We start from the raw sequence: 19,469 nt of genomic DNA, 5'->3' as shown, positions 1-19,469 counted from the left end.
AGCTACTTAAAATGGCTGGAGGCTTGGTAACGAAACTTCAGGAAATTCTGCGCGTTACTCAAAATCTGAAACGCATCTTTTAACGTTCGGCGTTCAAAGTCGGACAGATTTTCAGGCTCAATGTTGTTGTCGGGTTCATTGTCATTTGCCACATCAATAGCTTGATGGCGGATCCGAACCATGGAGATAAACTCCAAGGCATCTTTAAGATTTTGTGCTCGGCCAGTTGGCAAGATCCCTGACTCGATAATGTCATCAAGACGTTCAAAGGAGTTTTTCGCCGTTGAACCAACGGCGAGCGCGTGCACACGAATCAAATCGGCCAAAGGTGCGGTACCTCGACGTTTTAAGTTGATCGAGTTGTTATGTCGACCGTCTTTTTCCATCACAAAATCTTTGAAAAATCCCAACGGCGGTGTGCGATTCAAGGCGTTTCTGGCTAAACAAGCCAGAAAGCGTGGATTGCCTTTGGCACGTTTGACGACAAATTCGGTCAGTTGGTCTGCCCATGCGACTTGGCCGGACACACCATCAAGATCAAAGAAAATCGACGCGTTGAGCAGCGCTTTAGGATTAGGGGCGTCAATCCAATCGGCAAAGCAATCTCGCCATTGCGCCTTGGTCATACGCCAGATCGGGTTGGTGGCCATAATATCGCCGGTGCAATATTGATAACCGCATTCATTGAGCGCATCGCAGACGATATGAGCCAGTTGTTCAAAGTATGGGCCGTGCACGCTTTCTTGATAGCTGTTATCCAAAATAATCGCGTTATCTTGATCGGTCACCAGCAGTTGCTCGTCCCGTCCCATCGAACCCAACGCCAAAAAACAGTACCGGATGGGAGGGGGGCCCAGTTCTTCTTCGGCGAGTTCGATAATGCGCTGCTTAAAACTGCGGCCAATTACCGACATCGCACTGCCGACCATGTGAGAGTTGGCATCCTCGTTGACCAAGCGAACAAAGCTGGCTTTGACCTCTTGAGCGAGTTGTGCCAACTCATCAAAGCTTTGCTGTTGAAATATCCGGCTGACGAGCAGCAAAGAGTTTTGCGATTCATAACGGACAATGTCAGTCGCTTCAATAACGCCCAGCAGTGTCGTACCTTGCACAATCGGTAAGTGGTGGACATTGTGGCGTAGCATGGTCAACATCGCTTCATAGACGTAGGCATTGTGATCCAATCGAATCACCTGTGGTGTCATGACTGATGCCACGGGCTCGTTGGGGGATTTACCTTGAGCCAAAACACGAGTGCACAAATCTCGGTCAGTCACAATGCCTGCGATAGGATCTTGGTTTTCTTCATCGGGTGTTTGCAACACCAAAAGCGAAGAGACTTGTTCATCGGCCATTCTTTGCGCAGCGGTTTGAATGGTGGCACGGGCGTGAATGGTTTGGGCGGTCCGAGTGAGCAGGGTGCGCACTTTGGAGGTAGTAAGATCATTGGCCTCATTTACCCCTTTCACTGCTTGGCGAAGCCGTGTGGTTTGTTCCACTTCCACAAAGTCAGCAAAGCAATCGTGCTGTTCATACAACTGCTGAAATATCGCTTCAGGAATGGTGTACACCAAGCAATCTTTGATTGCCGTTACGGGGAAGCGCACGCGGTTGTTGGTCAGCAGACCCATTTGTCCAAACAGCGCCCCTTCATCGAGTCGGTTATAGAGTTCACCATTTCTTCGATACACTTCCACTATACCGCTTCTGACTAGAAACAGTTCGTGGATCTCGTCACCCGCGTTAATGATGGGGGTTTGGCTGCGGTAGTAGCCAATCTCGATGTGATGGGCGACGTGCTCCAATGTTTCATGAGGCAGTTCGCTGAAGGGCGAGTGAAGGGAAAGAAAGTGAAGAATATCGCTTAGTTCTGCTTCCATAATCAAACCTTTTGGGTTTTGAGCCTATGGTGACCCGTTGTTCGCGTAAGCGCACCATGGTAACGCAATTGTGCTTTGAGCTAAATGCGAGAGACGAAATTTATCGGAAAATGAGCCACTTCGCGTATTTCACTCCAGTTTTCGTCTACCCTTATCTTAGGATAAACGCCACAGGAAGAGGTCTCATGCTAAGACGCAGTTGTTTTTTGTTGCCATTGCTCGTTTCAATGCCGTGTTTAGCTGAAAAGATGGAAGCCCCATCCCCAATTGATGCGGCCTATAAGAGTGTGGCATTGTGGGTTGGTTCTGGAACCACGAATCAAGATTGGCTCGAAGGTTCAAACGCCTCTTTTTTTGAAGTGGAAGGTCTGCATCGTTACTCTTCAAATGTGCTGGTAAGCATCAATTACTCGGCACAATTTTTTCATCCAGAGAGTTACACCATCAGGTTGGATCGGGCGCTGATCTCAGCAGGATATCGTTATGCTCTGCATGAACAGCTTGATATTTATGCTTTTTATGGCTTGGGCGGCTTTCGCGAAGAGGAGCGACAAAATAAGACCGATACCAAACTTAACTCGGAAAAGGGCATGTTAACGGGCGGCAAAGTGGGTTTTTATTATTTCGCGACGGATAAACTCAGTGTTCAGGTCGAAGGCGAGTTTACACGGACAGATTGGGTCGATGAAGATAATGCCAAGTTATCGGTTGCTTATCAGTGGGGCAAGCGATTCGGCTGTAGCGCCTTTTACAAGTATCGGGATGCAGGCAAAAACTACATCAATGAAGCGGGCATTTCCCTTAAGTGGGTCTATTAGCGTAAGCGTTCACAAACAAAAAAGGCCGTTTGAACGGCCTTTTTATCATCATCTTGCGAATTACAGTACCGCAGCGATGGCTTTGCAAAGCGGACCCATGTTGGATTTGGTCATGCCCGCAACGCTGATGCGACCCGAACCGACGATGTAGATCGCAAACTCTTCTTTTAGACGAGCTACCTGATCTTTGTTCAAACCAGAGAAAGAGAACATGCCGTTTTGACGCTCGATAAAGCTAAAGTCAGCAGCAACGCCTTCTTCTTTCAGTGTCGCAACAAAAAGCTCGCGCATCTCTTGGATGCGATCACGCATCTCAGCCACTTCCGCTTCCCATTCCGCGCGAAGCGCTTCATCGTTGAGAATGTATGTAACCACAGCACTACCGTGCGCTGGTGGGTTTGAGTAGATAGAGCGAATGATCGCTTTCACTTGTGAGAATGCCGTTTCGGCAACGCCTTGGCTTTCTGCCACTAATGTGAATGCACCGACACGCTCGTTGTACAGACCAAAGTTTTTCGAGAATGAGCTTGCTACAAGGATCTCTTTGTTGAATTTAGCGAAGGTACGTAGACCTTGTGCATCTTCTTCAACACCTTTCGCGAAACCTTGGTAGGCAAAGTCAAATAGCGGCAGTAGGCCTTTGTCGGCAACCAATTTAGCGAGCGCTTCCCACTCTTGTGCCGTTGGGTCGATGCCTGTTGGGTTATGGCAACATCCGTGCAGCAGTACCACATCACCAGCGGCAGCTTTTTCAAGGTCGGCCAGCATAGCGGCAAAGTCTTTGTCTTTGGTTTCTGGGTTATAGTAAGCGTACTCAACCGTTTCTAGGCCTGCTGCGCGGAACACACCATGGTGGTTAGCCCAAGTTGGGTTGCTGATCCAGATTTTTACATCGCCAAGTTGGCGTTTGATGAATTCGCCTGCAACGCGCAGTGCGCCAGTACCGCCAGGTGCTTGTGCTGTTTTTGCACGTTGCGCATTGATTAGCTCAGCATCTGCACCAAACAGCAGTTTTTGAACCGCTAATGCGTATTCTGCTGTTCCTTCGATGGTTAGGTAAGATTTGGTTTTTTCGGTTTCAACAAGCGCTGCTTCCGCTTTCTTTACCGTAGCAAGAACAGGCGTTTCACCTTGTTCTGTTTTGTAGATACCCACGCCAAGGTTAATTTTCTCTGCGCGAGGGTCTTTTTTGAATTCTTCAGTTAGGCCAAGAATCGGGTCCGCGGGAGCGGCAACTACTTTTTCAAACATAATCTTCATCCATGTTAAATCGAAGGGGGTAGGTCTGTTTATGTTTCAGGGCCCAGCGAGACCATGAAACATAATCAGGCATTCACACAACAGCATTAAGCCTAACCGATAAATGTCGCGTGCGTCCGATTCTCACTCGTCGCAACCGTCTATTTATACCTTTCACACATAGTAGACACAACAGTTTGTAAGTAGAAAAGTTAAAAAAAATTTGATTTGAAACAGAAGTGCTAATGAATTGCGAGTTTTGCTAATAAAACACCCCAAAACCGCGTAGGAAATTGGGGTGTTAACATGATGTTAGAGGTCTAATGAGTTGTGGAGTCTTGATATTGTGCTGCAATACGACAAAACTGTGCTTCTACCGCTAAAAAGGCGTCGACCACCTGAGGGTCAAAATGCTTTCCTTTGCCATCAAGAATGATCTCTTTGGCTTTATCATGACTAAATGCAGGTTTGTATACACGCTTAGAAATCAGCGCATCGTAGACGTCGGCGAGCGCCATTAATCGCCCAGATAATGGAATCGCTTCGCCAGCCAGTTGATTGGGATAACCAGAACCGTCCCATTTTTCATGGTGAGAGAGGGATATCTCTTTAGCCACTCGTAAAAAAGAACTAGAGCCCATGCGTTTTTCAGCAATCGAGAGGGCATCAGCGCCAATTTGCGGGTGACCTTTCATGATGTCGAATTCTTCGTCAGTTAATTTGCCAGGCTTGAGTAGCACACTGTCTGGGATACCGACTTTTCCTACATCGTGAAGGGGGGCGGATTTATAGAGTAAATCGATGTAAGTTGGCGTCAGCAGAGAAACGTGTTGTGGGTCTTGGGCTAAATGCTCTGCCAATGCCTTAACGTATTCCTGCGTGCGAATAATGTGGGCACCCGTTTCGTTGTCGCGCGATTCGGCGAGCGCAGCGAGACTGACGATGGCCACATCTCGAGTGGTTTTTACCTCATCTTGCGATGCTTGTAAGCTATCCAACATTTTGTTGGTGAGCGCCGCCATTGAACCCAATTCATCATGCTCGAAAACGGCAAGGCGGCATCCTATTGCACCATTGGTCACTTCTTGTAGGGAATGCTCTTGTCGCAACAAAATCTTTTTCATGAGTTTCGACCACAAGAGAAGAATGGCTAGGACATACCCACCAAGTACTACGCCTAAATAGATGAACTCTTTAATGATGCTGATCTTGCCACTGCCATCGAGTAATCTCTCTGGGTTGTGCTCCAGCCAAAAAATGTCTTTCACCGCCACCATGGTCAGCATGGTGGTCAACGCGATGATAAGTAGCGTCATCATCAAAATGAGCTGTTTGATAATCGATTGTCGCTCGCCACTCAGGGTATCTTGGCGGGTGGTATTTTCCTCAAGAAGCTCAAAGCGAAGTAATTTGGCTTTGAGTTGCAGGATCAGTCCAGTAAAAAAGCCAAACAACGTCATACCAAACAGCACTTTTAAGTTGCTATCAATGGTGAAGTCATATTGGCTGTTGTAGTAGTAGGCAAGAGGTAAGCTGCCGATAAAAAACAACACGGTATCGAGCTGCGCGTGTTTTTGCTCGCGGATCCATCGGTGTTGAGCAAAGAAAAAGTGTCGTACTGCAAAGACAGCAAGAAAAGTAATAGAAACGTGCACCAGCACTTCTAGCGGTGACAGCGTTGCCAGCATAGGACAAACGCGACCGCCATAAGTACCAAAAACGATGGCAGCAAGCGCATAGAGTTTGAAAGTTAATGGCGCGTTGTAATGAGACATTGTGTAAGCCCTTGTTATTATCATTCGCAGCAAATGCGACTTGGCCAATTCTCTGCTTGATTGAACCTTCAGCATTACGCTGATTGTTCTAAGAAAAGAACCTTCTTCTCACTTTAGTGTAGAAGAGTGCCTCGCATCAGCTTGGAATATTCAAGCAAGCAAAAGCATTCTTGTTGCAAATAAAAGACCGAGCATTCTATGTTCTCATTGCAATAAAGGATACATTTTTACAACGAAAAATAAAAAAAGCACCGACGATCATTCGGTGCTTTATTCATTAGGTGATGTATCGAAAGCGTTTATTTCTTCAGGTTGATTTCTGATTCGATTGCGTTGGTTTCGATGTCAGGATTGTTTGCTAGTTTTTTCGCTGCCCAATCGTTCATATGTTTAAGAATCGCTTTCATCGCGTGTTTCTCAGTTGGCTGAGAACCCTCTTCTACGTCTAGCTCTTGTTTTGGGTGTGAGCCAGTCGCGTCTTCCGCAATGTGCAACCAATCTGGATGCCAATAGTAAGGTTGGCCAGATGGGGCAGTCCAGCTATGGACGCCATTGGTTTCGCCTTTGTATTGAATGTCATCTGAGTTGTATTTTTTCATTTTTATCATCTCTTGTTTTGCGACAGCTGTGCGCATAATCACTATAAGCTGCGTAAATGTAACAGATGCGCGCAAAAATAACGTGAAGTGAATCTCGTTGCTATCGTGCGTCTTTTTGACAATCTGTTCTAGTTCTCATTTTGAACGATTGGCAAGCTCATTGCGATGGTAAGTAAGCTATTCACCGTTGAGATGTTTGACAATCGCTTCAGCGGCGTGTTGCTCTGTGGCGGTTTCACCAGCAGGCACGTCTAATTCGCGTTTGGGATACATTCCTGTCGCGTCTTCTGCAATATGGAGCCAGTCCGGATGCCAGTAGTAGGGGTTGTCGCCTTGAGGGTGATCCCAGCTATGAACACCTTGATGCACGCCGTTATATGAAAGATCGTCTAATGTAAAAACTTTCATTGTTCCTCCTAAGAGATGCATGATTTCACTGACAGTATGGGACAAAAATAGCCAATTTGTAGCAAGAAATGTGACAACTAACTTTGAACAATTGCTCATTGCGCAAATTCAGCTCAACAAACTGTGATATGGTTGCTCGGCTTCGTTTTATGAGGGATGTATGAATCGTTATCGCCAACTGGCACAGTCGTTTAGACAGCAGATCGAAAGTAAAACTTGGAGAGCGGGAGAAAAACTGCCTTCAGTGCGAATGGCTTGCAAGCATCATGGTGTCAGTGCGGGTACCGTGTTACAGGCGTATCAATTGCTTGAAGCGCAAGGGTGGGTTATTGCAAAGCCGCAATCGGGTTATTTTGTCACCTCTGATTTGCAACGACTCACGGCACCACGAGAACCGTCCGTGAGTGCGCCACCGTCATTTAGTGACGAGTTGTATGACTTTCTGAAAGATCAAAGTGAGAGTCAGGCGGTGAAACTGGGTTCGGCTTTCCCCGATGTTCATCTTTTCCCCTTAGAAGCCCTCAATCGCAATTTAGCGAGTGCGGGGCGTAAGATGTCTGCGAATGATCTGCTCAACAACTTACCGCCAGGCAATGAAGCATTGAGACGCTTGATTGCACAGCGATATATCCAGCAAGGGATGGATTTGACCCATCACGATATCGTTATGACCTCGGGCGCAATGGAAGCGCTAAATCTGAGTTTGCAAGTGGTCACAAAGCCAGGAGATACCATCGTCGTCGAATCTCCGTGTTTTTATGGCGCACTGCAAGCGGCTCAGCGGCTTGGGCTCAACGTCATTGAAGTTGATGTTGATGAGCGTGATGGCCTGAATCTTGAGCAGTTCGAGCACGTGCTTGCTAACAATGAAGTCAAAGCGTGTTGGTTGATGAGTAACTTCCAAAATCCAACAGGCGTGACATTGAGCGAGCAAAAGAAGCAAGCGGTGGTCGAGCTCGTTCATCGTTATCAGCTTTACTTAATTGAGGACGATGTTTACTCCGAGCTCTACTATTCACAAGACAAGCCCAGCTCATTTAAAACCTATGATCGGGAAGATCGCGTATTGCATTGTGGTTCACTGTCGAAAAGCTTGTGCCCCGGTTATCGGCTTGGTTGGGTCGTGACAAGGCGTTTTAACCATGCAATCCAAAAGTTGCAGCTGACTTCTACGTTATCGGGCAGTGCACCGATACAACAAGGCGTTGCGTATTACTTGCAAAACGATGGCTATGATAAACATCTGCGCAAGTTGCGTAGCACGCTAAAACAACGACAGCAATGGATGATGAACGAACTCAGGCGACAATTGCCTGATACGGTGCAATTTTCATCGCCGACGGGCGGCTATTTTTTATGGCTTAAACTGCCTGAACCTATTCAAGCGCGTCTGGTGTACACACAACTGAAGCAGCAGGGTGTGCTATCGGCTTATGGCGGTTTATTTAGCCAAACAAAGCGGTTTGACCATTATTTACGTATCAATTGCTCATTGCCGGAAAGTGATGACCTTGTGCAAGCAATCCGATGTTTGGCGGTGACGATTAATCGTCTCGCAACTGATTAGGGATTTTTCCACACAACTGTGCCTGTAGAGAGAAGCGACGGTGTGATTCAATAAAACTCCCTGACAAAAGGAGTGATGATGGATGGCAACTGAGCGGAGCAAACAACCGGCAAAACAAGAAATTAAACTGATGATTGTCGCTATTTTTAGTGCCTTTTTATTGGTGTTTGCACACCTGATACTAGCGAAATCTTTTTCACAGCTATTTTGGACTGAATACACTGCGGCAATCATTCCCTTTTTCATGCTTGGCTTGTGCTTACTAGGCGTGAGGTATGCCTTGAATGCGGATATCGAAAATGATGCACAAGAGTAATATTGCCTTAAAAAACAAAAGCCTCCGACTTGGGAGGCTTTTTCATTTCAACGACAATTCTAAAAGATTAGAAGTTTGCGTTACGTGGTGTACGTGGGAATGGGATCACGTCACGTACGTTGCCCATGCCTGTTACGTAAGAAACAAGACGCTCGAAGCCTAAACCGAAACCAGCGTGCGGTACGGTGCCGTAACGGCGCAGATCGCGATACCAGTTCATGTGTTCTGGATCGATGCCCATTTCAACCATACGAGCATCCAGCACGTCTAAACGCTCTTCACGTTGTGAACCACCGATGATTTCGCCGATGCCCGGTGCGAGAACGTCCATCGCCGCAACCGTTTTGCCATCTTCATTCATACGCATGTAGAACGCTTTGATGTCTTTCGGGTAGTTTTTCACGATAACCGGAGCTTTAAAGTGCTCTTCTGCCAAGAAACGCTCGTGCTCAGAAGACATGTCGATACCCCATTCAACTGGGAACTCGAACTCACGGCCAGAATCCAACAGGATTTGAATCGCGTCTGTGTAATCCACTTGTGCGAAATCAGAATTCACGAACTGTTCTAAGCGATTGATGACATCTTTGTCGATGCGGCTAGCAAAGAACTCGAGATCATCACGACGCTCTTCAAGTACGGCGGCGAATACGTATTTCAGCATGTCTTCAGCCAATTTCGCGATGTCATTCAGATCAGCAAACGCGACTTCTGGCTCAACCATCCAGAACTCAGCTAGGTGGCGGCTGGTGTTTGAGTTTTCAGCACGGAAAGTCGGACCGAATGTGTAGATTTTGCTTAATGCACACGCGTATGCTTCGCCGTTTAGCTGACCAGAAACGGTTAGGAATGTCTCTTTACCGAAGAAATCTTCGTTGAAATCAACGTCACCGCTCTCAGTACGAGGTAGGTTCGCAAGATCCAATGTTGACACACGGAACATTTCACCAGCGCCTTCACAGTCAGAGGCTGTGATTAGTGGAGCCGATAGCCAGTAGTAGCCTTGCTCGTGGTAGAAACGGTGGATCGCTTGAGACAACGAGTGACGAACACGTGCAACTGCACCGATCACGTTAGTACGTGGACGTAGGTGAGCCACTTCGCGTAGGTACTCGATAGAGTGACGTGTTTTCGCCATTGGGTAGGTATCTGCATCTTCAACCCAACCCACCACTTTCACGTCAGTCGCTGCAAGCTCAAACGCTTGGCCAACGGCAGGCGAAGCCACAATCTTACCCGTTACTTCAACAGAGCAACCCGTTGTTAGCTTGAGTACTTCGTCGTTGTAATTATTAAGATTATTTGGGACCACGGCCTGAATCGGGTCGAAACAAGAGCCGTCGTAGATGGCAAGGAAAGAGATTCCAGCTTTGGAATCACGACGTGTACGGATCCAGCCGCGTACAGTGACTTCACTGTCCACTGCCAGCTTACCGCTTAATACGTCTTTTACAGGCGCGTAAGTCATGTTTTAAATAATCTCCATTGAGGTAAACATACAACCCAATGTTTGCCAAAAACGTAAGCGTTCAAAAATTAAGCGAAACATTGGGTTGGATAGAATTTTACAGATTCATCGGAACATATTACCTGTCAATTCGCCAGCTTCAACCTTTAATGTTCATTCCAGCCAAGAAATTCTTTCATTTCGACTGAAACGAACGGTTGTTGAGGGTGAATTGGTTGATTAATTGCTCTAGATGCTCTGAAAGCTGTTCTAACTCGACGGAGATATCACGTGTATGGCTCGCGGAATGCGAGGTGTCATCGGCGTGTTGGGTGATGGTGCCAATCTTGGCTTGTATCGCAAGGCTGGATTGGCTCGTTGCTTGCGTTTGCGATTGAATGTGCTTGGTGTGCGAGAGGACTTGATGCATCTCCTCAACCACTTTGCGCATGGTGTCAGACAAGGCTTCTACTTCAAGAGAGCGCTGGTGGGCATGCTCGGAGACTTGCGCCGCCGCGCGTAGAGAGTCGGAACTGCCTTGTTGGAATTGAGCGATGATCGAGCCGATGTCGCCTGTGGCGACGGCAGTGCGGGAGGCTAGGCTGCGTACTTCATCGGCAACCACGGCAAAGCCTCGGCCTTGTTCTCCGGCGCGAGCGGCTTCAATGGCAGCATTCAATGCCAGCAGGTTCGTTTGATCGGCAATGGCGTGAATCACACTTAAAATTGACGAAACCTCGTCGGTTTGCGCATTCAACTGTGAAATCCGGTCTCGCACTTTATCAATATCGCCGACGAGATTTTTGATCTCTTCACTGGCATTGTGCGCTTGGTTGGAGCTGGTGGTTGCCACTTCCACGGTGTGATTCACCAACTCGGTTGCATTGATGGTGGCTTGCTCGACCTCGAGCTGCTGATGTTGCATCGCTTCGATGGCGTTTTGTACATCGCTGGTTTCTTGTTGTTGGTTGTTTGCCGCCGAGTCGGTGCGTTGGGCCACATGCGTTAGGCGGGTCGCTGAGTTAGCGAGCGAGTGAGAGGTCGATTGTACTTGATTAAGGCTCTCTGTGACCGTGTCCATAAAGGAGTTAATTGATGTGGCAAGCACACCCACCTCGTCATTTTGAGCGATAGTAACGCGTTGGGCGAGATCCTTGCTTTTACTCACTTTGGTCATAAAGTGCGAGGTGGCTTGAATAGGGCGTACGATGATCTTGCGGATCAGCGTCATGGTGATCAAAAAACCCACAAAAGCAATGGAAGACATAATCGCAATGGCAAACATCGCTTGCTTATTAATCATCGAGTTGACATGGCTTAAGTTGTATTCCAAACGAATTGCACCCAAGACTTCGCCTTCTGCAGCCATATGACAGGCCACACAGTTGGTGCCTCGGTAATTCTCGCTGGATTTCATTGGCAGAGCGACGACCAAACCTTTGCCCCAATCGGCTTCCACAGGCTCGATCACCAACTCACCATTTAACGCTCTCTGATCGATGTCATCTTGTGGGGCTTGATTCGCTTGACCTGGACCATACAACTTACTCACTAACTCACTGCGTAATACACGGACTTGCTCAATACCATCTTGAGCGAGGGCTTTTTGTCTCAATGTCTCTTTCTGGGCCATAGTGCCCGTGAGCATCATCATATTTAGACTGTCGAAATAGTTACTGGCTTTGTCGTGCAGTTGTTCACTTAAAACAGAGTTAATAAGCTGTTTCTGTTGATAATATTGATAGGCAGTCGATACCGTGAGGACAAAAGTAAAGACAGTGATCAGGGCGACAAGTAATTTGAACGTAATGGTTGAGCGCATAGTTTTTATAATTGAGTTTTGGAATAGACCTCAATATTTTAAGCTGATGGATAAAGTGTCGCGATCATGAGATTTCTGCAGTGTGACCATAGACAAAATATGGTTTTTGTAAATGTGATGTGAGCACGTTGTGAACGTATTATTGACGTAATGGTCATTATTCCGACATGCAACTTAGGTCTAACCCATAGGGCTAAACGTTTGGCTGCAGATTATTGTTCGATATTCACAGCCAACGCTTGTCACTCCTATAATTAATCCTTAGTATTGCCACTCTTTGAAAAAGCCTGAGTATCGTGATGAGAACCGAATTGTATAAAGAGTTCATGTTTGAAGCTGCCCATCATCTTCCACATGTTCCTGAAGGTCATAAATGTGGTCGCCTACATGGCCATTCATTCTTAGTTCGTTTATATGTTGAAGGTGAAGTGGATCCGCATACGGGCTGGGTAGTGGACTTTGCTGAAATCAAAGCGGCGTTTAAACCGATTTATAACCGCTTAGATCACTATTACTTAAATGATATTGAAGGCCTAGAAAACCCAACCAGCGAAGTACTGGCAAAATGGATTTGGCAACAACTTAAGCCAAATTTGCCGCTACTGAGCAAAGTGGAAATCAAGGAAACCTGCACCGCAGGCTGCATCTACAAAGGTGAGTAATCTCCCTTAGCAAATTGAAACAAAGGCAAGCATAAAGCTTGCCTTTGTTGTTTCTGAGCTGGGTTAAAACGTTTATCCCAGTGGGTGGCGTAAAATCCACTCTTTTTCTACTTCGCCATAGATGACTTTATCGGTATTGGTAAAGCCAGCAGAGAGGAAAAACTGATTGGCCGTTTTGTGGCTGTTTGGCACTGTCAGGCAAAGAGAATTACTCTCTGGATCAATGGTGTACGCATACACAAACAGCTTTTTCAGTGCCTCAGTCCCAATGCCTTGACGTTGGTATTGACGGTCGATCATCAGGTAGTTCAGCCCCAGCTCATGGCGTTTGGCAAATGGCGCGTGCTGAGAAAACCCTTTATCAATGACCAAATAACCAACCGTCGAACTGTCCGAATAAATCGTAAAAAACGCTTCGGACTTATGGCGTTTTTGATAAGCCTGCTCAAAAGGCTTAAAAAATCCTTTTTGTTCTTCATGCACATCCAATTGCATCAAGCTGGCGAAATCTCGTAGCTTAGTAGGTTTTATTGCAATCATGACAGTAAATATCGAAACGATAAGTGCGAGGCGGCATTATAAATTCCAATCAATGCTATCGTCTAGGTGTTTGATTATATTCGTAAATATATCGATAAGATGTGAGTTTTATTTCGCGTAAATTTTATTCACGACGACAAACAAAAGGTAACCGAAGGTTTGGATAAATGGGTAGAGAAAAGCACAAAAAAGCCTAAGCGATGCTTAGGCTTGAAACTCATTGCGCTGTGAGTAGTTAGCAAATCACTTTAATGGCTAGGCCACCTTGTGATGTCTCACGGTATTTCGCGTTCATGTCTTTGCCTGTTTCCAGCATCGTCTCAATCACTTTGTCAAGAGAGACGCGAGGCGCAGAAGAGCGACGAAGTGCCATGCGTGTTGAGTTAATCGCTTTCACCGCCGCAATACCATTACGCTCGATACATGGAACCTGTACCTGTCCTGCAACTGGGTCACACGTTAGGCCAAGGTTGTGCTCCATTGCGATTTCAGCTGCCATACACACTTGCTCTGGGCTACCGCCCATAAGCTCAGCAAGGCCAGCTGCTGCCATAGAACAAGCCACGCCTACTTCGCCTTGGCAGCCAACTTCAGCGCCAGAGATAGAAGCGTTACGTTTGTACAGACCACCAATCGCACCCGATGCAGCAAAGTAACGGATGTAATCTTTCTCTGTCACTGTTTGGATGAACTTGTCGTAGTAAGCCAGTACCGCAGGAATGATGCCACATGCGCCGTTAGTTGGTGCAGTCACAACACGACCACCTGCTGCGTTCTCTTCGTTTACCGCAAAAGCGAACATGTTTACCCAGTCAACCACGGCCATAGGATCGTTCGAGGTTTTTTCTGAGGTCAGCAGCAATTGGCGAAGTGCAGCGGCACGACGAGGAACACGCAGTGGACCAGGCAGAATGCCTTCTTCGTTCATACCACGTTCCATACACTCGCGCATGGTGCGCCAGATGTTAGCAAAGTAAGTACGCGTTTCTTCATCTGAGTGCAGAGCGTGTTCGTTTTTCATCACAAGTGCGCTGATAGACAAACCGTGCTCTTTACATTGATTAACCAACTCTTCCGCTGAGGTGTACTCGTAAGGAACTTTGATAGAGCTGCTGTTGTCTTTGCCAAAGTTCTCTTCATCCACGATGAAACCACCGCCGATCGAGTAATAGGTTTTTGAATACACTTTTTCGTCATCAATCCACGCGTGGATTTGCATGCCGTTCTCGTGCAACTCAAGGTTTGTTTTGTGGAAGTTCATCCCGCCTTCGCGAGGGAATGAAACAGTATGACAGTGCATGCCAACTGGCAAACGTTCTGTCTCTTCTACACGAGCAATGAAACCTGGAATTGACTCGATATCCACCTTCTCTGGTGTATTACCAGCAAGGCCCATGATGATGGCGATGTCGGTGTGGTGACCTTTCCCTGTCAGTGATAATGAACCATAAACATCGACGGTGATTTTAGTGATGTCACGCAATTTACCCATTGCGCGGAGATCATCAATAAACTCTTTACCCGCCTTCATTGGACCTACAGTGTGTGAACTTGAAGGGCCAACGCCGATCTTATAGATATCAAATACACTAATCATTTTGATTACCTCAAAAGTAAGCCCCCCTAGAGGTGGGAGGCTTTATCTTATCGTTATGCTTTTGTCTTTATTCTCATCTTACAGGGGGAGTGAGATTAAAGAGCGCCGTAGATTACAGAAGTAATAGAAGCAAGACCACAGATAACTGTGAAAATCTGCACAGCTGCTGAAGTTTTGTACTTCGCCATCGCTGGCACTTTTTGCATTGCAAATACAGGCATTAGGAACAGGATTGCCGCAATCATTGGCGCGCCCATTGTTTCAATCATGCCTAGGATACTTGGGTTAACGATAGCCACAATCCAAGTAGTGATAACGATGAACAGTAGCGACGCTTTCTCGATCTTGCTGATAGGGCTGTTTGAACGAGATTTGATCAGACCAACTAGACCTTCATGCGCACCAAGGAAGTGACCGAAGTAGCTAGAAGTGATCGCTGCAAACGCAACCAGTGGACCAAGGTAAGAGATCAGTGGAGACTCATGCACGTTCGCTAGGTAAGAAAGTACAGAGATGTTTTGCTCTTTCGCAGAAGCCAGTTGCTCTGGAGACATAGACAGTACAACTGAGAAAACGAAGAACATCACAAAGCCCATTAGCATCATCGCTGCACCGCCAGTGATCGCATCGGTTTTCTGAACCGCTTTGTCACCATGCTGTAGGCGCTGTTCTTTAGAGAACTGAGAGATGATTGGGCTGTGGTTGAATGAGAACACGATGATCGGGATCGCTAGCCATACGACAACAGGCATAGAAGACCAATCAGGTGCCACTTGCATCATTGACGTGTTCCAATCTGGGATCAGGTAGACAGAAAGTGCAAGCAGTACAAGTACAAGTGGGTAAACCATTGCAGACGTTGCTTTTAGCATCAGTTCTTTACCAAATACCACACCAGCGGTCATTGCAAGGATCAATGCGCCAGACAGTAGCGGACGTGGAATGGATTCCATACCCATTTGGTTAACAAGGAAAGAGTCTACTGTGTTTGTGATACCAACACCGTAAATCAGAACGATTGGGTAGATAGCGAAGAAATAGGCAAAAGTAATAAGGTTTGCGCCAGTCTTACCAAAGTGCTCTTCTACAGTGTCAGTGATGTCCGCTTCAGGGTTCTTAGCAGAAAGAACGAAACGAGCGAGAGATTTGTGAGCGAACCAAGTCATTGGTGCTGCAAGTAGCGCTAGCATAACTAATGGCCAGAAGCCGCCAGCACCCGCTTTAATTGGAAGGAAAAGTACACCAGCACCTACCGCTGTACCGAAAAGGGACAGACACCAAGTGAAATCTTTGTAAGTAAACTTACTAGAAGATTGTACGGCAGGAGCCGCAGTTGAAGTTGTTTTCATTTTTGATTACTCATTTTGGGAACAGGAAATAAGTCGGCCGCAATTCTGCACTTTTTTGTTGCAAGAAAATTAGATCTAAATCATGTATTGCTCGTGCTTATTGAATGATATGTCAAAAACCTGTTTATTATCACGAAAATGATGTGCTACACGTGATTATTGCTAATGTTTGGCATTAGAAAAAATAATCTGAAGGGGTGTTTGTACAAAATATTCTCATGCCAAACGTTTGCTTTATCGGAGATTAAAATAACTAACCTGATGCTTGGCAACGAGGCCGTTAATAACTCTTAACCTCGTTTCATAATTTGTTGCTGCATGGCTTGGATTATCTGGGCAGTCATCCCCCAGATAAAATGATGCTGATAGGGAATGGCAAAGACTCGATGATGAGATTGATTCACGCGAAACTGGGCACTTTTCAGTTTCTGCGTATCAAGTAGGTGATTGGCGGGAACTTCGAACACCTCATCGACCTCATTTCTATCAATGACGATTTGATAATTTGGTTCGACAAACGCCAATATTGGTGTGACTTTGAACCGACTGACGGTAACCAATTCCGGCATTTGGCCAAAAATGGAGATCGCATCTGGTGCAATTCCTATCTCTTCGCGGGTCTCGCGCAACGCCGTTGCTTGTAAAGAACGATCACTCTCTTCGTACTTGCCACCCGGAAAGCTGATTTGCCCCGGATGATGTTTCAGATGAGAGGCGCGTTTAGTCAGAATCACATTCAAGCCTTGTTCTCGTTCAACAAAGCCAATTAACACGGCGGCATCGCGAAGCTTACTGCCTTTCAAGTGTGCAACACGTGCGGTGGACTCTGCGTGATAACCGCGAGGCAGATTGAACTGAAAAGATTGTAATAGTTGATTTTTATTAAGCTCAAACAAGGTATTACCTCTGCCCGTCATTTGATCAAACCTACTTTATACACCATGCTTATTTGGCATAGCGTCTGATTACAGGGTAGCGCAAAAAATGAAGGGCATCATTTTCACTGAATTTTTGGAATTGGTCGAAGAGAAATTTGGTTTGACCGTACTGGACGATATTTTGGACAGGGCAGGAGATGAGGGTGTCTACACCGCAGTAGGGAGCTACGACCACCGAAAACTGGTCAGTTTGATTGTGCATCTTAGCCAAGTGACGGGGCTGTCTGTTGAGCAGTTGCAAGAGGTCTTCGGTGAAGCCGTGTTCGACAACTTATTGGCGTCCATTTCTAATCGTTCAAGCCTGCATCAATGTCACTCAACCTTTCAGTTTATTCGCCATGTGGAAGAGTATATCCATGTTGAGGTGAAGAAACTCTACCCCGATGCCAAGCCACCGGAATTTATCTTCATCGAACAAGATCGAATGAAGATGGTGTTTGACTACAAAAGCGCGCGTTGCATGGGGCATGTTTGCCTTGGATTGATGAGAGGGTGTGCCAAGCATTTTGGCGAAGAACTGGCGATACAGATGGAGACACTCAACCCAACAGGTAGTCACGTTCGTTTCAATGTTGCTTTGGTAAAGGGTAAACAAGATGGATGATTCTTTGCATCTCAATCGCAAACTCCAACGCGCCATCGCCTCAAGAAAAGAAGCGGAAAGGCTGTTGGAAGAAAAAAGCTTGGAGCTTTACCAATCCAATCAACAACTCAAACTGGCGTTGAAGCAGTTAGAGTTAAAATCGGAACAACAGCTTTTCAAGTTTGAGTTTGAGCAGCAAATTGATGACACCTTAATCACGTTTGGTCGAGTCTTCATTGTCGATGGTATCGACGACTTACTATTGGCCAATCTATTGGAGCGTCTTTCTCGTGCGTCAGTGATTCGTCAAGCGTGGTTGAAGCTGGATAAGCCCATCCTAACAACGCTAAAAAGCCTTGAATATGGGCTGAAGCCGACGGGGTTTCTCTATCGAGCTGACGATACCCGAACGCGTGCTGAGTGGTTTGGCGACGCGCTTTGCATTCCCATCATTTTAGAAAGTGAACATGTTGGCAGCATGGTTTTCACCATTGATCACTTCGATATCGATCTCGATTTTATTTCCAACCAGCTTTGCCTGATCGCTGATTTGGTCAGCAATGCACTCAATCGTCAGCTCTGGATGGAGCGAGAAACGGAGCTACGCAAGCGAGCAGAAGAGTCAGAGAAAGCGACCAAAGAGTTCGTCGCGATGATCAATCATGAGCTACGCACCCCGTTAAATGGTGTATTAGGCAGCGCAGAACTGCTGGGTAACACCTACCTCAATGATGAGCAGCAACTCTATTTAAGAAACCTACGTCAGGGGGGAGAGCTGCTGCGAGTCATCATCAATGATCTGCTCGATTTCAGCAAAATGAATGCTGGCATGATGGAAATTGTGCCGAAAGTGTTTCGTTGGCGAGAGGTAGAGGAGTCCATCGTAGGGATATTTGCCGCCAAAGCGAGCGAGAAACAGATTGGCTTTCACATTGAGAAACAGGTTGGCATGCCTAGCTGCGTATGCGGAGATGTTGAGCGAATCAAACAAATTTTGGTGAACTTGATTGGCAACGCGATCAAGTTTACTCAACATGGGGCCGTTACGTTTCGTACTCATTGGCAAGACGATGTGTTGTCAGTGGAAATAGAAGATACTGGGATTGGCATCGCCGAGCAGGCTAAAAGCACCTTATTTGACCCTTTTGTCCAGGCAGACCGCAGTAGCAAGCGTAACTATGAAGGGTCAGGTTTGGGGTTGGCGATATGCCAAACCCTCTGCCATTTGATGGGAGGAGAGATTGGTTTTCGTAGCGAGTTAGGTCAAGGCTCCTGCTTCCATTTTGCCATTCCACTGCCAGCAAGTGATGAGCCGTTGCTTGAGCCACACACTGAACAGGTTGAGCGTCATCAGTTGGATTGGGTTGCACTGAAAGTACTGGTAGTGGATGACATACGCATGAATCAGGTCATCATCAATCAAATGTTGAAAAAGCTACAAGTCACACCGGACGTGAGAAACAACGGTGTGGAGGCGCTTCAGGCGGTCAGTCAGCAAGATTATGATTTTATATTCATGGATTGTCGCATGCCGGAAATGGATGGTTATGAGGCGACCCACTATTTACGAGAGCAGGGGCTGGCAATTCCCATCGTGGCACTTACTGCTGGCACGACATTGGAGGAGCGGGAGAAGTGCTTAGTGAGTGGCATGAACGACATTTTGACCAAGCCCTATACCGCAGGCGATGTGGAACGGATCATGCTGAAGTGGTTAGTGAGTGGATAAGCAATAGCGGAATGCGCAATAAAGGAAAGGGCAGTAAAGGAAAGCGTGAGAAAGACGCAAAGAATTTAATAAAGAAGAGAGAAGGCGTACCGTTCTCTCTCTTTTTATTGGCTGAAATTGCAATGCTCAATTTTTCGAACAAAGCGACTCAACACAAAGCGGTTGTGAACAACACTATTCAGAATAAAAGGGCGACTTAG

General features: G+C 46.5%; 18 protein-coding genes. 7 read left to right on the top strand and 11 right to left on the bottom strand.

Annotation, left to right across the window (positions count from 1 at the left end; all coding sequences use genetic code 11):
* Window positions 1–2: 2 nt before the first annotated feature.
* Complete coding sequence (locus LZU85_RS09170; RefSeq protein ID WP_176297287.1) at window positions 3–1,880, bottom strand: DUF294 nucleotidyltransferase-like domain-containing protein; 1,878 nt, start codon at window positions 1,878–1,880, stop codon at window positions 3–5.
* A 248-nt stretch (window positions 1,881–2,128) separates the two neighbouring features.
* Here LZU85_RS09170 and LZU85_RS09165 point away from each other — a divergent pair, with 248 nt between their 5' ends.
* On the top strand, window positions 2,129–2,698 hold the full coding sequence (locus tag LZU85_RS09165; RefSeq protein WP_237286926.1) for an outer membrane beta-barrel protein: 570 nt from the start codon (window positions 2,129–2,131) through the stop codon (window positions 2,696–2,698).
* A 60-nt stretch (window positions 2,699–2,758) separates the two neighbouring features.
* On the opposite strand, the gene LZU85_RS09160 is transcribed toward LZU85_RS09165, so the two are convergent.
* The 4 genes from LZU85_RS09160 to LZU85_RS21225 all read right to left on the bottom strand — a co-directional run bounded on the left by LZU85_RS09160 (window position 2,759) and on the right by LZU85_RS21225 (window position 6,719).
* The gene (locus LZU85_RS09160; protein ID WP_176297289.1) at window positions 2,759–3,949 is read right to left on the bottom strand and encodes an amino acid aminotransferase; all 1,191 of its coding nucleotides are present in this window, start codon (window positions 3,947–3,949) and stop codon (window positions 2,759–2,761) included.
* 308 nt (window positions 3,950–4,257) lie between these two features.
* On the bottom strand, window positions 4,258–5,712 hold the full coding sequence (locus LZU85_RS09155) for an HD-GYP domain-containing protein (RefSeq protein WP_237286925.1): 1,455 nt from the start codon (window positions 5,710–5,712) through the stop codon (window positions 4,258–4,260).
* A gap of 299 nt (window positions 5,713–6,011) precedes the next feature.
* Window positions 6,012–6,311 carry a hypothetical protein gene (locus LZU85_RS09150; RefSeq protein WP_026050646.1) on the bottom strand — a complete coding sequence of 100 codons (300 nt, stop codon included), beginning with the start codon at window positions 6,309–6,311 and terminating at the stop codon, window positions 6,012–6,014.
* A 177-nt stretch (window positions 6,312–6,488) separates the two neighbouring features.
* Window positions 6,489–6,719, bottom strand: a complete 231-nt coding sequence (locus LZU85_RS21225; RefSeq protein WP_013571481.1) for a hypothetical protein — start codon at window positions 6,717–6,719, stop codon at window positions 6,489–6,491.
* Between the two features lie 160 nt (window positions 6,720–6,879).
* On the opposite strand from LZU85_RS21225, the gene LZU85_RS09140 reads away from it, so the two are divergent.
* Both LZU85_RS09140 and LZU85_RS09135 read left to right on the top strand, forming a co-directional pair.
* The gene (locus tag LZU85_RS09140) at window positions 6,880–8,286 is read left to right on the top strand and encodes an aminotransferase-like domain-containing protein (RefSeq protein ID WP_045618879.1); all 1,407 of its coding nucleotides are present in this window, start codon (window positions 6,880–6,882) and stop codon (window positions 8,284–8,286) included.
* Between the two features lie 82 nt (window positions 8,287–8,368).
* Window positions 8,369–8,602: a hypothetical protein gene (locus LZU85_RS09135; protein ID WP_011080124.1), complete on the top strand. Its 234-nt coding sequence runs from the start codon at window positions 8,369–8,371 to the stop codon at window positions 8,600–8,602.
* Window positions 8,603–8,669: 67 nt separating this feature from the next.
* Here the strand turns inward: LZU85_RS09135 and asnS are convergent, their stop codons facing one another.
* Together asnS and LZU85_RS09125 are read right to left on the bottom strand one after the other, a co-directional pair.
* Window positions 8,670–10,070, bottom strand: coding sequence for an asparagine--tRNA ligase (gene asnS, locus LZU85_RS09130; RefSeq protein ID WP_237286924.1), 1,401 nt, complete (start codon window positions 10,068–10,070; stop codon window positions 8,670–8,672).
* 175 nt (window positions 10,071–10,245) lie between these two features.
* A complete protein-coding gene (locus LZU85_RS09125; RefSeq protein WP_237286923.1) occupies window positions 10,246–11,871 on the bottom strand; it encodes a methyl-accepting chemotaxis protein in 1,626 nt (541 codons plus the stop codon).
* Between the two features lie 299 nt (window positions 11,872–12,170).
* Here LZU85_RS09125 and queD point away from each other — a divergent pair, with 299 nt between their 5' ends.
* On the top strand, window positions 12,171–12,533 hold the full coding sequence (gene queD, locus LZU85_RS09120) for a 6-carboxytetrahydropterin synthase QueD (protein WP_026050647.1): 363 nt from the start codon (window positions 12,171–12,173) through the stop codon (window positions 12,531–12,533).
* A gap of 72 nt (window positions 12,534–12,605) precedes the next feature.
* Here the strand turns inward: queD and LZU85_RS09115 are convergent, their stop codons facing one another.
* The 4 genes from LZU85_RS09115 to LZU85_RS09100 form a co-directional block, all read right to left on the bottom strand.
* Window positions 12,606–13,073 carry a GNAT family N-acetyltransferase gene (locus LZU85_RS09115; RefSeq protein WP_011080128.1) on the bottom strand — a complete coding sequence of 156 codons (468 nt, stop codon included), beginning with the start codon at window positions 13,071–13,073 and terminating at the stop codon, window positions 12,606–12,608.
* A gap of 235 nt (window positions 13,074–13,308) precedes the next feature.
* Window positions 13,309–14,670 carry an L-serine ammonia-lyase gene (locus LZU85_RS09110; protein WP_103185759.1) on the bottom strand — a complete coding sequence of 454 codons (1,362 nt, stop codon included), beginning with the start codon at window positions 14,668–14,670 and terminating at the stop codon, window positions 13,309–13,311.
* Window positions 14,671–14,765: 95 nt separating this feature from the next.
* The gene (locus LZU85_RS09105) at window positions 14,766–16,019 is read right to left on the bottom strand and encodes an aromatic amino acid transport family protein (protein WP_176297291.1); all 1,254 of its coding nucleotides are present in this window, start codon (window positions 16,017–16,019) and stop codon (window positions 14,766–14,768) included.
* A gap of 290 nt (window positions 16,020–16,309) precedes the next feature.
* Complete coding sequence (locus LZU85_RS09100) at window positions 16,310–16,936, bottom strand: CoA pyrophosphatase (protein WP_237286922.1); 627 nt, start codon at window positions 16,934–16,936, stop codon at window positions 16,310–16,312.
* 67 nt (window positions 16,937–17,003) lie between these two features.
* Here LZU85_RS09100 and LZU85_RS09095 point away from each other — a divergent pair, with 67 nt between their 5' ends.
* The 3 genes from LZU85_RS09095 to LZU85_RS09085 are packed head-to-tail and all read left to right on the top strand — an operon-like array spanning window position 17,004 to window position 19,469.
* Window positions 17,004–17,561, top strand: coding sequence for a heme NO-binding domain-containing protein (locus LZU85_RS09095; protein WP_011080133.1), 558 nt, complete (start codon window positions 17,004–17,006; stop codon window positions 17,559–17,561).
* Window positions 17,554–19,269 carry an ATP-binding protein gene (locus LZU85_RS09090; RefSeq protein WP_237286921.1) on the top strand — a complete coding sequence of 572 codons (1,716 nt, stop codon included), beginning with the start codon at window positions 17,554–17,556 and terminating at the stop codon, window positions 19,267–19,269. Before LZU85_RS09095 ends, LZU85_RS09090 begins: the two co-directional genes overlap by 8 nt.
* A gap of 11 nt (window positions 19,270–19,280) precedes the next feature.
* Window positions 19,281–19,469, top strand: a complete 189-nt coding sequence (locus LZU85_RS09085) for a hypothetical protein (RefSeq protein WP_013571486.1) — start codon at window positions 19,281–19,283, stop codon at window positions 19,467–19,469.

Origin of the sequence: Vibrio floridensis (assembly GCF_021852965.1) — a bacterium.
In the GTDB taxonomy this organism is placed as follows: Bacteria; Pseudomonadota; Gammaproteobacteria; order Enterobacterales; family Vibrionaceae; genus Vibrio; species Vibrio floridensis.
Note: the sequence above shows the minus strand (reverse complement) of the source record. Positions and strands in the feature narration are given on the sequence as shown.

Bases quoted from the DNA above. Each gene is read 5' to 3' on its own strand.
- LZU85_RS09170 (WP_176297287.1), bottom strand. From the start codon at position 1,880: ATGGAAGCAGAACTAAGCGATATTCTTCACTTTCTTTCCCTTCACTCG.
- LZU85_RS09165 (WP_237286926.1), top strand. From the start codon at position 2,129: ATGGAAGCCCCATCCCCAATTGATGCGGCCTATAAGAGTGTGGCATTG.
- LZU85_RS09160 (WP_176297289.1), bottom strand. From the start codon at position 3,949: ATGTTTGAAAAAGTAGTTGCCGCTCCCGCGGACCCGATTCTTGGCCTA.
- LZU85_RS09155 (WP_237286925.1), bottom strand. From the start codon at position 5,712: ATGTCTCATTACAACGCGCCATTAACTTTCAAACTCTATGCGCTTGCT.
- LZU85_RS09150 (WP_026050646.1), bottom strand. From the start codon at position 6,311: ATGAAAAAATACAACTCAGATGACATTCAATACAAAGGCGAAACCAAT.
- LZU85_RS21225 (WP_013571481.1), bottom strand. From the start codon at position 6,719: ATGAAAGTTTTTACATTAGACGATCTTTCATATAACGGCGTGCATCAA.
- LZU85_RS09140 (WP_045618879.1), top strand. From the start codon at position 6,880: ATGAATCGTTATCGCCAACTGGCACAGTCGTTTAGACAGCAGATCGAA.
- LZU85_RS09135 (WP_011080124.1), top strand. From the start codon at position 8,369: ATGGCAACTGAGCGGAGCAAACAACCGGCAAAACAAGAAATTAAACTG.
- asnS (WP_237286924.1), bottom strand. From the start codon at position 10,070: ATGACTTACGCGCCTGTAAAAGACGTATTAAGCGGTAAGCTGGCAGTG.
- LZU85_RS09125 (WP_237286923.1), bottom strand. From the start codon at position 11,871: ATGCGCTCAACCATTACGTTCAAATTACTTGTCGCCCTGATCACTGTC.
- queD (WP_026050647.1), top strand. From the start codon at position 12,171: ATGAGAACCGAATTGTATAAAGAGTTCATGTTTGAAGCTGCCCATCAT.
- LZU85_RS09115 (WP_011080128.1), bottom strand. From the start codon at position 13,073: ATGATTGCAATAAAACCTACTAAGCTACGAGATTTCGCCAGCTTGATG.
- LZU85_RS09110 (WP_103185759.1), bottom strand. From the start codon at position 14,670: ATGATTAGTGTATTTGATATCTATAAGATCGGCGTTGGCCCTTCAAGT.
- LZU85_RS09105 (WP_176297291.1), bottom strand. From the start codon at position 16,019: ATGAAAACAACTTCAACTGCGGCTCCTGCCGTACAATCTTCTAGTAAG.
- LZU85_RS09100 (WP_237286922.1), bottom strand. From the start codon at position 16,936: ATGACGGGCAGAGGTAATACCTTGTTTGAGCTTAATAAAAATCAACTA.
- LZU85_RS09095 (WP_011080133.1), top strand. From the start codon at position 17,004: ATGAAGGGCATCATTTTCACTGAATTTTTGGAATTGGTCGAAGAGAAA.
- LZU85_RS09090 (WP_237286921.1), top strand. From the start codon at position 17,554: ATGGATGATTCTTTGCATCTCAATCGCAAACTCCAACGCGCCATCGCC.
- LZU85_RS09085 (WP_013571486.1), top strand. From the start codon at position 19,281: ATGCGCAATAAAGGAAAGGGCAGTAAAGGAAAGCGTGAGAAAGACGCA.